This is a genomic window from Methanospirillum lacunae (assembly GCF_003173355.1).
GTDB classification, from domain to species: Archaea; Halobacteriota; Methanomicrobia; order Methanomicrobiales; family Methanospirillaceae; genus Methanospirillum; species Methanospirillum lacunae.
Map to the genome: position 1 here is coordinate 744,281 of NZ_QGMY01000002.1, position 14,383 is coordinate 758,663.

A 14,383-nucleotide genomic window follows, 5' to 3' on the forward strand; every position below is an offset into this window, starting at 1 on the left:
TAAAAAAATTTATGAGAAACTAACTATACCGGATGTTCCATTTACTTCTGCAATAGTTCCAGAGGGAAGATCCATGAGAGGAATGCTCAGGCGATCAACCATGGGAATATGCCCTATAATGGCACCTACTACAATGATTGGTTCAGCTTCTGTATTTATGATGGCTGCAGGAGCATGACCGCTTCTTGATAACGCATACAGAATATAACTTCCTACTGTGGAACCTTTTCCATATTCAAATGCTAAAACGGTACCGGTTATATCTTTTCCCTCAAGAGGATGACCTTTCTCCATTACAATACCAGTTTCAGGATCAACACCTGATAAAAATGAGATGGGATCCGGCCCGATCAAAAGAGGCCCTGTTGCCGTTCCCTGGGAAATACCTCGGCCATGAAGTATCATGTGTAAAATAATTGGATAATATCTGGTATTAGGCTATCTTAATTCAGGATAGAATCTGACAGTTATTTCTCTTGTTACACATTTTTTCATTTTTTTCAGTGAATAATTATTAATAGAGAGATTATCCTTTTATCAGTGAATAAGTGAGCAGGGCCGTGTTGTTTCGATCCGCCATTGTAAGGTTTTTATCTTGACCAGAAACCATCATTACCTGATTTAGAAGTTTGATGTATGCAGACTCTGTCTCCATAATTATCTGATCCTGACATGTTGTTCGAGTCATCGAAATGCGGGAGAATGAGAGATTGTTACCGGATAGACTATATTGACCATTATATAAGTTACATCCGGATGTTCCTGAAATGGAACCATTTTTATCAAATGTAACTGAAATCCGGGTATCATTGGATAGTCGGACAGGAATACCATCCTTGCGAAGATATGTAGTGAGATACCAGGCCGTGTTACTTAATGTTCTATTGGAATTAATTGGTGAAACAGTGTATTGTTCAAGAATTTTATCAAGATGAATAATCATAGGTTCGAGGAGATTAGGTATTGATCCATTCGTTGCTTTAATTGTCTGATTCTTGTATCTTATAGTATAGATAATAGCATTAGGAGATGGGTTTGTTAACTGAGTCTGTGGTTTTATCGCTGTAATATTCATTTTATTACAGATTGATGTCAGGTTATCCATCTCATTATCAGATAAGTTTATTGAATGGATTTGTGACCATTTGGTTATCTCTCCGTGTTTATCTGGAAAAATTTTTAGTTCTTCATACGACCCTGTTGTTCCTCCTGACTTTTCAAATGAAATTAACGATTCAGATCTATTTGCAATCCTGCTACCATCTACTGGTTCGATAGAAATAACTTCTACTGGATCACCGGACATTATAATTGAAACAGCATCATGTACTGGTCGTAACTGAAATGTAACTTTGGTCCCGTTTACTTTAAGATCTGGAGGAAGAGATAATGGCTGATAGTGATGACCGTCATCACTTTTAATTATATAAGCCCCTCCTTCAAGATCCTGAAATTGTATTATTCCTGTTCCGGTAATTATAGATAGGTTACTATCTGATGAATCAGATCCACCAACTGAAACATTATGAGAAGAATTTATATCTTTATCCATGGTTGGGATAACTGTTGATGTAGATGAATGGGTCTGATTTTGAACTCTCTTGTTCAGATCTGTGGAGAAATATACTGTAAGAAGGCAAATTACTACCAGTATCAGGATAATTATCAGAAGAAGACGTTTATACTGTTTCATATTATTCACAGATTACCATTAGGTTACTCTGAATGATATGAGTGTCTTCTGGTTATCCTATAAAAAAATACTTAAGATGAAACTCTTCACTCATGAAATTTCTGTTTAAGATCTCTTCGTTTCTATTCTATACAATCCAACTGGAACCTGTATCTCAAATCGTGCTCCTTCTCCAGGTATTCCAGTTTCACTAATGTCTAGTCCGGTTGATGTCAATATCTCATGTACCAGAAAAAGACCTAACCCGGTATTGTGTCCAACACCCTGCTCAAATATTCTCAATTTCTCTTCAGGTAGGACACCTACACCGTTATCTTCCAGGATAAGAGTTATTGAATTACCATCAGCCCGTACTGACATTTTTATATTATTTACTTTTTCGCCATGGCGAAGTGAATTTTCCATCAGATTATACAGAGCTCGTGAAAAGAGAGGATCTGTTCTGACAAAAATATCTGAAACCTGATTATCAATGGTGATACCGTTAAGGTTCAGTTGGCTGGCAGCCTGATCAAAAGCCTTTCCAGCATTAATCCATTCACTCTCTCTGATCCCAAGGCTTTGATAATCACGAGTGAACTCAATAAGGTATTTGATACCATCCACAGCATTTTGAGCCTGATTGATAGTATCAGAAATATATTTATCATACTCATCTCCATCTTTTACAAGATCCAGAAATCCCCCTAACGTTGTTAATTTATTTAAAATGTCATGACGTGTTAAATCAGATAATAATTGCAGGCGGTGATTCTTCTGCATTAACGCCTTTTGTACTGATTTATATGCAGAAATATCTCTTCCAATTATTTGTATACCATTAAATTGATTTTCATGATAAATCGGTACCCCACGCATATCGAGGGTAACATATCTACCATCTTTACATTTTATTTGTATTTCAAAATGAGAAATGGGCTTTCCAGTACAAACTTCCATTTGCATACGAGCAATCTTATCTTGATCATCTTGAGAAAAAAGATCCAACCGGAGAGGTTTGCCCAATACTTTTGATATATCATATCCGGTCATTTCATAAAATGAAGGAGAAATATATATGGGCATATACTGGTCATTTAACATTATAATGAGGTCTTCACTCCTCTCTACCAGACCCCGATACCTTCCTTCACTCATCTTGAGTTCTTCTTCAGTGATCCTTATCTGTTCATAAGCTGCAGCTAATTCAAAATTCTTTGTCTGAAGGATTTCTTCTGTCTTTTTCCTCCTCACTATACCCCACGTTCCATTCATGAGAAGGTTAAGCTGACGAACATCTTCGTCATTATATTCCTCTGTTTTATTGGCAACTCCTGCCACCATCACAATTTTACCACTATTAAAAACAGGAACATTCATGTGACGTTTAAATGGAATATTTATAGGAAGCAATTCTTTAATTTCAGATGGATTTGGAGAATATTCATTTGTAATTACTGCTGTCCGCTTTCTTACCGCTTCACCCCAGAGTCCAGTATTTTTTACCTGATAAGATATTGGCTTTTCAGATACGACGCATTCATTTAACGTTCGTTCTGACCAGGAATATAATGTCATAGTATGTTCATCATCAGTCAAAAACGCAAGATATCCATACTGGCTTTCGGTTATAGTGACAGCACTTTCTAAAGCAAAATCAGTTATATCTTTCAGGTTTTTATCCCTGATTGCGTATAATCCAATCATTGCTTCAAGCCGAATCTCATTTAGCATCCGGCTCTTCTCTTCTTTTTTCCTGACACTAATGTCACGAACAATTGCTTGCAGAAGTATGCGACCGTGTATGACCAGTTGACTCATCGTTACTGAAGTATCAATCACAGTTCCATCTGGTCTGAAAAATTGCCACTCAAAAACTGGTATTTCTCCTGAAAGAGCCCTGAAAATATTTAACTCAAAAAGATCTTTCGCAGATCTGCCATCCGGCTGAACCGATGTTGAGATCTCTGAAGGAACTATCCCAATTACTGTTTCCCTATCCAGACCAAGAAGCGTGATCCCTCTTTGATTACTATCAACAATACGATCATGATCGAGAATAAAAATTGCCTCTCCTGCCGATTCAAAAAACTGCCTGAATGTCTCCTCACTTTCTTTCAATTTTGTAGAAGCACTTCGGGTTGAGACGGCTTTTTTAATTTTATGAGCAAGTTCGGTAAATTGTGCTTTAGGATCACCACCTTTCTGAAGATAGAAATCAGCACCACTATTCAGGGCTTCTATAACAATTTCTTCTCTTCCTCTTCCAGTAAAGAGAATAAAAGGAAGATCAGGCCAGGTTGTCCGAACTTCACGCAGGAGTAAAAGCCCGCTCATCTCAGGCATCTCATAATCAGATACTACTGCATCATATTCCCCAATATGAAGTTTGTTGATTGCTTCTTCCCCTGATTGTGCTACATGTATCTTGAATTCACCGATTTTTTCAAGAAACATCCGACCAATATCAAGGAGGACGGGTTCATCATCAACAAGTAAGACGGTAATCATAATTACAAAATTTGCGATTATACCGTTGGATGGGGACCTATATAGGCAATTTCATTGATATGGTGCGAAAATACTATCTGGTTCCCATACAGAAATGGGTATGAGCGGCATGATTACCATATCTTGGTTTTATACAACAAGTCATGTTTTAATGGTCGGGCTAGGGATGCTCTATCTTTTTGGAAGTAAGGATACGAAAAGAAAAATTGAACACATTGCATGGAGTGTGCCTATCCCTCCTGATCTTCTATCTCGATTACGAGAATTTTCACCGGTATCAATTTCTAAAGTTTCTGGCATATATTTGGACGATGTCTTTGATATTTTAAAAGGTAACAAAACAAAAACAGCTCCCGAAGTAATTGATAAACTCAATAAAACCATCGAAATTTTAATAAAACAAGATGAAGAACTTGAACGAGAAGCCGCAAAAATTGGATTTATGATAAGAGGATTTGATGCTATTGAACAGCGCGAACATGAAAAAACCGATCAGCCGAAAAGGATTACTGGTAAAGGGAAGACGTAGTATTTTTTTGGGGGTATAATATTCAAAGTGGTGATACAGATTTAGTATTCCGTTAACTAACAACAGGCGTACCAATGTATAATATTATAGTTTTTTCTTTTCATGGATTATTCTTTTTTAGAACAACTGCAATAATGTGAAAACCCGTAATCATATTACCCTGTTTCTTTATTTTTATACCATCACATTATTCTCTGGGAGAAAATATCTCATCCATAGGATTTGATAAAACATTACCTGATTCTATACAATATTCCTAATTCCATATAAAAAAAGAATAGAGAGATCTATGAATGTGTAAATGTATACGATAGACTCATTTGAATAGACCTATAATGTAGGTATTAAAGACCCATGATGGCATCGACATCAACGGTCGGACAATCCCTGAGTTCTACAATGTTTCTTAAAACCATTAAGCGATTGATAGGAAAATTCAGATTACGCACAGTACTGACGATTTCGCTGGTGGTACTACTTGTTTGTGCCATGGGGATTATCTGGGTTTTTTCATTTCTCAATAGCCAGTATATTGTTTCAGATCTCGCCGGACAATTAGAGAATGAAATATCGGATAGGATTGTCCAGCACCTAGATGTATATCTTGAAACTCCACAACTTGTCAATAAACTTTGTCTTGATAGTATCAAATTTGGAGGAGTAGATATCCATGATAATTCTGCCCTTGAAAAATATTTCAGAGCCCTATCATATCGATTTCCTACTGTAGAATCAATATGTTACGCAAATGAGGAGGATGGAAATTACACAATTATATCTACTATAGGATCTGAAGGTATCACAAATGGAACTGACCGATATCTAGGGTTCTCAAGAGCAAGTACAAATTATTCATTCGAAGAATACCTGACTGACAATGAAGGCAGAATAATCAGACAGACAGTAAAACCATTACCATATGATCCCAGGACACGACCTTGGTATAAAACAGCCATAACTTCTGATAAACCTTCCTGGACTCCGATATATATGTGGGTTGAGGGAGTAGTAAGCCAGGATGCAGTTATTCCGGTACACTCAATTGATAATCGTATTATCGGAGTATTGGACACCTCATTAACACTTATAGGTATATCTGATTTTTTACAAAATCTGGAAATTTCCCAAAATGGAGAGGCATTTATATTAGAAAAATCCGGACTTCTTATCGCTTCATCAGAGTCAAATAATACATATTCTAATGAAAATGGGACCTTAATCCGCCTATCAGCTCTAAATTCATCTGATTTAATAATACAAGCAACAACCCGATATCTGATAAACCAAGCCCACTTAAATGGTAATATCACTGTACAAGAGCAATTTAAACTCGATATCAACAATACTCGTGAGTGGATTCAGGTTACGCCATACCAGGATCAATATGGATTGGATTGGCTCATTGTTGTTGCCATTCCTGAATCAGACATAATGGGTAAGATTAATCATAACAATAATTTGACATTTCTTCTTATTGTTACCGTAGTAATATGTATTATATTCCTTTGTATTGGTCTTGCACGATGGATTACCAGACCAATCTTATCATTAAACCGATCTGCCCGATCACTTTCCAGAGGAAATTGGACAGACTGGACTGATCTTGATCGACATGATGAAATTGGTGAGCTTTCTCAGTCATTCAAGCAAATGGCCAATCAATTGCGGACTACATTTGTTTCTTTAAAAAGTAGTGAGGAGCGATACATCAGGTTATTTCAATCTTCAGCAGATGCAATTCTTCTCTTTGATAATTTCACTCTTGTCCAGATGAATAAAGCCGGAGAAGAGATGTTTAATATTGCATCAAAGGATGCAATTGGTTTAGATATCAGAAATTTATTTGCCGATATTGGACTCGGGATTGGAGATATGATCCGCCAGGGATCAGAAAGTGGGAAATCCTATTTGGATCGGACTATATCACGGACCAATAACAGCGAAGAGCAGTATATGAATATCCGTCTTACGCATATTCCCGATGAAAATAGAAATTTAAGTCTGGTTCATATAAGAGATATTTCAGATCAACGAAAAGCCATTATTGCATTTGCAGAGCAGGATGCATTAAAAGAATCCTATAACCAAATTAATACAATCCTACAATTACTCCCAGATCCAACCTTTGTTATAAATGCAGAAGGACAGATCATTATCTGGAACCGGGCAATTGAGAAGTTAACAGGAAAAAACTGGGATGAGATGATTGGAAAGAAGAATTATGCATATTCTAAAGCACTTCATAATACAGAAAAACCAATTCTTATTGATATAGCTCTCTCTCCAAAAAGGTATGGTTTGGATTTATATCCAGATATCGAACAATCCGGAGATCTATTAAAAACGAGTTTCGATATTGATGTATCAGGAGAAAGAAAGTTTTTCTCTTGTCTGGCCGGACCATTGTACAATAAAGTCGGTGAGATAATTGGAGCCATTGAATCTATCAGGGATATCACATCACACAAACTAAATGAAGAAGCCCTGCTTATCGCTAATAAAAAATTAAATCTTCTTTCAAGTATTACTCGTCATGATATTCTGAATAAGATAATGATTACGAAAGCACATCTCTTCCTTCTTGATGATACCAATCTTACATCTGAACAAATAGAATCTACTTCAGCGATCAAACGTTCAATGATTGAAATCGAGCATTTCGTGTCGTTCACAAAAACGTATCAGGAACTTGGATTACATGTACCAATTTGGCAGGATGTAGGTGAAACATGTAATAGGGTTATAAAGGACATCAATGTAGGGTCAATAATCATCCTAAATAACGTTTTTGGTATTTCTATCCTTGCTGATCCTTTATTTGAGAAAGTCTGTTACAACATAATCGAAAATGCTATACGTCATGGAGAAAATCTTTCAGAGATTTCAATTTCTGGTGTTGAGCAAAATGGAAAACTCACGTTAATATTTGAAGATAACGGGATCGGAATCTCAACAGAAAATAAAGAGATCATATTTGAACGTGGGTTTGGAAAAAATACAGGATATGGATTATTTCTTACCAGAGAAATCTTATCGATTTCAGATATTAGTATAATTGAGAGTGGACAACCCGGTTTCGGATGTCGTTTTGAAATTCTTGTCCCAAAAGGGAAATTCAGATTTAATAATAAATAGTAAAAAAAGTTAGATTCCTGAATCATACAGGAGAGAGTAAAATCTGCTCGACATAAGTGAGATAAATGGTCCCAGGAACATACTCAAAACCCATCCAACAATCCATCCGACTACAGGAATTATGATGAGCATTAGTTCTATGATAGTTACAACTGTCATTAGTATAAAAACCACTACCATGAGGGCTAAAAGGGAAACGATATAATGAATCCACCCGATTCTACCAATGGTAGATACGATCTCTCCAATCGCGAATGCCTCACCCATGGATCCGGTTCTTGCAAACCTGACAGATCCAATGATACCAACCATTCCAAAGATTATTGCCAGGAATATAAAAATAAGAATTCCGGTTATAAATCCACCAAGAATTGGTAGTACAGAATTAATCGTAATTTCCTTTCCTGAGATGATGATTCCAAATAATGCATAACCAATTGTAGCAAAGAGTACCAGCATCGGTATAATCATGTATACAATGTTTATGATACATAATTTGACCCCATCAATAAAGAGACCAAAAAAAGATTCTTCTTCATATACTGGCTGATTTCCCCTCATTACCCGAACTGTATATCCATACATAATTGGAAAGATAATCGAACTGATAACGAGCATAATCCATCGGACCCATTTTCCAAATAGAGCTTCCTGAGCAAATCCCCAGGATTCACTTAATGCATCACTTATTCTCATGATATCACTATATGATGCTGTAATGTGCTGCTCCGATTATTATATAGATCGGTCATTTTGGAACTTCATGAATTTATTATTAGAATGTATTTTCATTCTAAACGTTTTATAAAAGATATCAATGATGTACAAAATTTTTTTTGAATCAAATGTGAATTTTTTATAGTTAAGAGGCCACGTAAAAATTTATTAAATTATAATCATTATTAGGCTCTACATATATCTATATACGTACTTCAACACCAGATTGGGTGTTGATAAGAGAATAAAATATGTTACAGTTATTTTATACAAATATGATTAAGATTTTACAAATTGTTCTAATCTTGATTCTATTGTTATTAATTCATCCAGTCTCTGCTGTATTGTTCTACAATAATGGAACCGATATTCCTGGTGCTCATCTTGTTGAATTCTTAAACAATGACACAAATTTCTCATCATCTCCATTCCCAATACAGTTCTTTTACAATACTCATTGTGGATCATGTGTATCATCTGTAAAATTTATCGATAATTTTACCATAAAGCACCCGGATATAGGGGTTGAATATCATGATCTATACAATAACACTGAGAGTTTTGCATTATATGAAGAAGCAAAAAAGCAGTATAACCGATCAGATCTATATTATCCAGTAATTTTTATCGGTGATATTGGGATTATGGGAAGTCCTGATATTGTGACTTACACCGATCTTCTAACACTCTGGTATCAGAATCATGTGAAGACTGATCCCCTTACAGAAGTCAGATCATGGGTAAGATCAGTTATCTGATGAACATCTTTTTTTCTACATACTTGTAAGAATTCACTAATTAAGAAAAAGAAATACAATGGTAGTTGATATTACAATCATAGTAGCAACAAAACAATTAATTTAGAAGAATTTTCTAAAATTCTTCATATTTTTCTATAACCTTCAAATACTTATCAAGAAAATAAAAATGTATGTTCGAAGACCTTATTCCTAATATCAGGGGGTTGCTATTATCACCTGTTGAAACCTTTGAAAATCTTAAAAAATCATCATTATCTGAATCTCACCAGCATTTTGTAATTCTTCTTCTCGTATACACAGTTCTTGTAGGTGTTGTCACTGCAATATCTTCACTGATGGCCTACTACAATATGATGATTCAACTTATCTCAATTCCAATAATCGGTCAATTTCTTCTCCCTAAAATCGAATTATTTAAACCAATTATTCTCAATTTAAGTTTTTTTTCTGTATATTTACTTTTTATAACTCTGTTTTTTGGAATTTTTCTCAAAGGGTTTTTTCTCCATGTTTTTGTGATACTTCTTGGAGGAGAACAGGGAGTAACAAAAACAATTCAGGTTCTTATGTATTCAATAACTCCATTCTTGCTTCTTGGATGGATACCATATATCTCCATATTAGGGTTGATTTGGACTCTGATATTATGTGTTATCGGTTTTCATATCATACAGGAAATTCCGGTCTGGAAATCGGCTCTTATAATTATAATCCCAATTATCTTTTTATTTACGGGATTAATTTTGGTTTTTTTTATAACATCATCACTCATTACTGCCACATCAGGAATAGTCTAATTACCTGATTTTCCATTTTCTCATCAAGGTATTTGTACACAATTTATCCGTATATTTCTTTCAGATATTCATTACATGAAATTGATCGAAGTTTGTCAGAACGGAAACTGCAATATTTCTCTTCCTCAAGAACCTGATGGATTTCTTTTTCAATGCCTTTAGTAAGATCAGAAATAATTGTCACTTGAGCATTTCTCTCAAGCCATCCTTCCATTGCGTACCTGATACAAAAATCTGATGCAACACCTATCATTGTTACATCTATCTTTGTAGTTGTATTATCTGCATATATTGTCGATATGAACTTGTCACGTTCAATTTTTAATTGTGGATTAATTGGATTATCAATAAGATAAAACAATGAATCATAAGCTACTTTTTTTGAGGGAGACGTGATATGGATATCTAGATTATCATTCATCCCCCACATATCGAACCGGTTTTTTAGTAGATAGTATTTGTGTGACAGATCAGGAACATCTATAGATAAATTCCAATCAGGTGAACCAAAAACACAATGAATTGGAAACTGTTTTCCTTCCTCAGATAAATAATATTCCTCTGCAAAATGAGTATCTAATACAATGAATATGTAATCAAAGTCTGTATTTTTTACCAATTTTAGAAAATTATTGGTTTTATTAATTAGGTTTTCAGCATCACGAACGTATAAATTACCATTTTTTGTGATGAATCCATTTTGCATATCACCGATATGTAATATTTTTATACATTTCATCCATATGTGCTTAAAATTTAATCTTTTAAATAATATCGGGGACAGGTAAATGAAATGGGAAATGGATCACTCATATTGCCATCACCATTTACAAGAACCAGATCATAAGGAATTGTAACATTATCTACTTGACAGCATGACAATGCATCGGGAGCTATCAGCGGATATGAAAAATTCATAAAAGTATACTTCGATATTATCGTCTTCCAGTCATACGTTTGAATATCCTGTATTCCAGGGAGAATATACAGAGTTATTGGATATTGAGGATCACCAGCCCAATATATTTTTATATCTTCAGGATTTCCACAGGAAGTAACAGATAATGGAGCATCTACACGTTCAATACTCAATCTTGTAGGGTTCTCTTCAATCTTTGGCTTTACATAATCATAATCGATCGAAGAAAACCCCATTCCCTGAGAATAATTATTGGCAGAGAGGGTTCTTTTATCAGAATCAATTATGGTATAATTGCCTGGCTTTACAAGAACATCAGGAAAGGCCCACCACCAAGTATTTGATACATTATACACTGGCTGGCCCTTTGTTTGCCAAGGACCGTATGAAGTACCATCTTCATGAATCAACGTTATAGTTCCCGATATCTGGGTTCCGTTACCCTGATTCCAATGATTAGTACCAATCTGAAGAATATGTGCCGGATAGGCAAGTGTAAGCTGTGGATCTGATGTAGATATTCCGGTAATTAATTTTCCGTTAGCTGATGTCCAGGTGCAATCATCCCACGCTTTAAGATTATTGCCATATACGCCGACGGATAACATAATGAGAATAAGAACGACGAATATGATAAATCTGGATTCCATATCTTTACCTACAAAATTCTTCAGATCCCATGGGATAGTCTCATTTAAAGTATTAATATATTGAGGATCTCTTTTGTAGTAATTATTTTGGTTATATCCGGATAATTGTAATAACGTTTCAATATACCAAACATTGATGGAAATTCAAAAAAGACTTCAGATGAAAAATAAAAAAGGGCTATTTAGATTCATATTCCGGTTACTTTGACAACCAATCTTGAAAATGAACTTTTTTCATTAAACCACCAATAAGGATTATAATATAGCCAACAAGGACAGCAGAAATGATTGTTCCTTCTCTAACTCCATTTAATGTCCCAAAATTCACAAGGGATATGATAATTGCTCCAGACACTAACGCAGAATCAAAAATAATCTTTATGATACCAAATCTTATCCGGGTTTTCACTGCAATTATCTGGACAAGGCCCTCTCCCGGATTCATTAAAACATTGGCTGAGACCTGAAGATAAATACCAAGAGCCAAAATAACACATCCAATTAATAAAACAATTATTTGGAAGATATATAAAAAGGGTTGAATTGATGAAACAATCAGCATACCCAAATCAACGAATAAACCTAAAAAAAAACCTACAAAAATCTGTGGATATTGATCGCGAGGAAATTTTGTACCCAAGAGACATATTTCTCCAATTAGAAATATGAGGCTAAAAATAAAAGTAAGAGAACCGAAAGTGACTGGATATATAAGACAGAGCACATAGGGTATACTGGATATGGGTGGGGTCCCAAGTGTTGATTTTGTTATGAGACTAATGCCTAAACCCATAAAAAAGAGACCCAGAATGAGTATGGCATATCGTTTTAATAAACCGATACTGAACATTTTTAAAATTCTCTCATTATTTAAGACAAGATATGGATTAAGTATAATGGTCTAAATTATTGCACATTGAATAAAAATATCCATATCAGTAATTATTCGATGTTTGTATCAATACCTAAATCTCTTGTAAACAACATCTATCATTCGAATTTTAGATTATATACAAGGTCGAAGATGTGATTTATTTGTACAAGAGGATGATTCAGTTGTTTGCAGCTATTTATTTGCGATATCAGAGCACCTGTTTTTCAAAAAAAGAAGAAAATTATTGAGGATATACGAGGGTATTATTAATCTCATGGATAATATCAGAATATTTAGATACAGCTTTCTGATTTGAAAAAATGAAGAGAATAATTTTCAGGTATCCAGACGTGTTTTCAACTGCTATAGTATTTATAAATCCACTTGCGTCTTTTCCGGCTACAACAATTCCACCATTTTGATACGATTTTGTCTGTTCAATAGTTATGTTTTTGCTCGTAGCTATTTCTTCAACAAAATTTCTCAACTCTGTTTCTCCTAATACCTGATTCTGTGGTTCTTTTTTATATCCAAATATTACCGACGCACTTGTATCAGACTCTTCTATCGTAAATTGGACTCCCTTATTATCAGAAGTTCCAATTTCGTTGTATTGCCACGTAGGTGGAACTTTGAATGAATATCCATTATCCGTAGACTGAGATACCCAATTTGATGTATCTACGGCCAGAACAGGTATAGCAATCGAAAATAAAAGTAAAAGTATCAAAAATCGATTCATGATCTCAGATCAACACTCAGAAAGATAACATTACCTCGCCCAAGCATCATGTTTACAAAAATGTTTATAAGATAACCCGGAATTTTGTCATAGAAGTTCAACATCGCATCGAAAAATACAACTATTCAAAAATAATCTAATACTTATATTGTTATTTTATACCATATGATGTATACTTGAATTATCCAATTTGAAATATAATATGAATATAATAAATAGTAGAGAGACAATTCTAATCTTTCTTCCTTGCATCAACTGGTTTTACCGAAAATTTTTATTCATTTTTCAATGGAATATAATGATACAGACAGATTTGAGAATTTTTTCATTGATATAGCACTTGACTCAAAACTCATCCGTTTAATATTTCTACAACTTCCAGATATTTCCGGATACGAAAAAAGTTATAACCCGGTATCTTTCTCAAAAACTAGGTCGGAAAATGTGAGGGTTATGAGAATTCTGACGCCGTTCCAGATTATTTAGTTACCATGAACGTTACATTGGATGGAAAGATTTCTCCTGCTTCTTTCACTGTAACATTCCATGCACCTAGTGTGCTGGTTTGTGGAATATTAAATGAACCAGTCAAAGATGTGGGTGATGTCACATTTACTGCATTAGCAATAATACTTTTTGAATTTTTCGTATCCCCATTTTCCAGATAGACCTTGATATTTTTTGATAATTCAGTTCCATTTAAAATAAACGGGACTGTCTCCCCTAACTTTCCTGTTGCCGGAGTAATTGAGGTTACTGAGGCTTTTACGTTTGATGAGATAACCGTAGTTTTAGGAGATGGATCTGTTGTAGATACAGCTGATGAAACTCCTGTACATATAAGACACAAAATTAAGGCCAAAGAAAAATACATTACTTTTGTAGTCATGCAAGTCCCTAATTTAGTATAGTAATTTGCTAATAGGTTTCTCATGACTTTTACTGGATCTCTGCAGGTTTCCATGAATTTAGTTTAATGAAAAAAATCTGAGTACTCATGGTGCACCTATGTGAGTGCACACGCGGACAAACTATTTGAAAAAAGGAATTATACAAGTAGTATATTGATAATTTCG

At 34.7% G+C, this 14,383-nt stretch carries 13 protein-coding genes; 4 read left to right on the forward strand and 9 right to left on the reverse strand.

Annotated elements, in window-relative coordinates; all coding sequences use genetic code 11:
* Positions 1–9: 9 nt before the first annotated feature.
* The 3 genes from DK846_RS03890 to DK846_RS03900 all read right to left on the reverse strand — a co-directional run bounded on the left by DK846_RS03890 (position 10) and on the right by DK846_RS03900 (position 4,183).
* Positions 10–405, reverse strand: coding sequence for an aconitase X swivel domain-containing protein (locus DK846_RS03890; protein WP_109967575.1), 396 nt, complete (start codon positions 403–405; stop codon positions 10–12).
* Between the two features lie 121 nt (positions 406–526).
* Complete coding sequence (locus DK846_RS03895; RefSeq protein WP_109967576.1) at positions 527–1,693, reverse strand: META domain-containing protein; 1,167 nt, start codon at positions 1,691–1,693, stop codon at positions 527–529.
* A 105-nt stretch (positions 1,694–1,798) separates the two neighbouring features.
* The gene (locus DK846_RS03900) at positions 1,799–4,183 is read right to left on the reverse strand and encodes a PAS domain S-box protein (protein ID WP_109967577.1); all 2,385 of its coding nucleotides are present in this window, start codon (positions 4,181–4,183) and stop codon (positions 1,799–1,801) included.
* Between the two features lie 100 nt (positions 4,184–4,283).
* On the opposite strand from DK846_RS03900, the gene DK846_RS03905 reads away from it, so the two are divergent.
* Together DK846_RS03905 and DK846_RS03910 are read left to right on the forward strand one after the other, a co-directional pair.
* Entirely contained in the window at positions 4,284–4,712 is a 429-nt protein-coding gene (locus DK846_RS03905; RefSeq protein WP_146201111.1) for a hypothetical protein, read from the forward strand.
* Between the two features lie 399 nt (positions 4,713–5,111).
* Positions 5,112–7,847: a PAS domain S-box protein gene (locus DK846_RS03910; RefSeq protein ID WP_181391606.1), complete on the forward strand. Its 2,736-nt coding sequence runs from the start codon at positions 5,112–5,114 to the stop codon at positions 7,845–7,847.
* A 9-nt stretch (positions 7,848–7,856) separates the two neighbouring features.
* Here the strand turns inward: DK846_RS03910 and DK846_RS03915 are convergent, their stop codons facing one another.
* A complete protein-coding gene (locus DK846_RS03915; RefSeq protein WP_109967580.1) occupies positions 7,857–8,543 on the reverse strand; it encodes a DUF4013 domain-containing protein in 687 nt (228 codons plus the stop codon).
* Between the two features lie 365 nt (positions 8,544–8,908).
* On the opposite strand from DK846_RS03915, the gene DK846_RS03920 reads away from it, so the two are divergent.
* Together DK846_RS03920 and DK846_RS03925 are read left to right on the forward strand one after the other, a co-directional pair.
* Positions 8,909–9,322: a hypothetical protein gene (locus tag DK846_RS03920; RefSeq protein WP_181391607.1), complete on the forward strand. Its 414-nt coding sequence runs from the start codon at positions 8,909–8,911 to the stop codon at positions 9,320–9,322.
* A gap of 173 nt (positions 9,323–9,495) precedes the next feature.
* Positions 9,496–10,122, forward strand: a complete 627-nt coding sequence (locus DK846_RS03925) for a YIP1 family protein (protein ID WP_109967582.1) — start codon at positions 9,496–9,498, stop codon at positions 10,120–10,122.
* 43 nt (positions 10,123–10,165) lie between these two features.
* On the opposite strand, the gene DK846_RS03930 is transcribed toward DK846_RS03925, so the two are convergent.
* The 5 genes from DK846_RS03930 to DK846_RS03955 form a co-directional block, all read right to left on the reverse strand.
* Entirely contained in the window at positions 10,166–10,828 is a 663-nt protein-coding gene (locus tag DK846_RS03930) for a cysteine hydrolase family protein (protein WP_181391608.1), read from the reverse strand.
* 50 nt (positions 10,829–10,878) lie between these two features.
* A complete protein-coding gene (locus DK846_RS03935) occupies positions 10,879–11,691 on the reverse strand; it encodes a hypothetical protein (RefSeq protein WP_109967584.1) in 813 nt (270 codons plus the stop codon).
* A gap of 199 nt (positions 11,692–11,890) precedes the next feature.
* Positions 11,891–12,541, reverse strand: a complete 651-nt coding sequence (locus DK846_RS03940; RefSeq protein ID WP_109967585.1) for a YczE/YyaS/YitT family protein — start codon at positions 12,539–12,541, stop codon at positions 11,891–11,893.
* A gap of 265 nt (positions 12,542–12,806) precedes the next feature.
* Positions 12,807–13,307: a hypothetical protein gene (locus tag DK846_RS03945; RefSeq protein ID WP_109967586.1), complete on the reverse strand. Its 501-nt coding sequence runs from the start codon at positions 13,305–13,307 to the stop codon at positions 12,807–12,809.
* A gap of 478 nt (positions 13,308–13,785) precedes the next feature.
* Positions 13,786–14,241 carry an IPT/TIG domain-containing protein gene (locus DK846_RS03955; protein ID WP_181391609.1) on the reverse strand — a complete coding sequence of 152 codons (456 nt, stop codon included), beginning with the start codon at positions 14,239–14,241 and terminating at the stop codon, positions 13,786–13,788.
* Between the last annotated feature and the right edge of the window lie 142 nt (positions 14,242–14,383).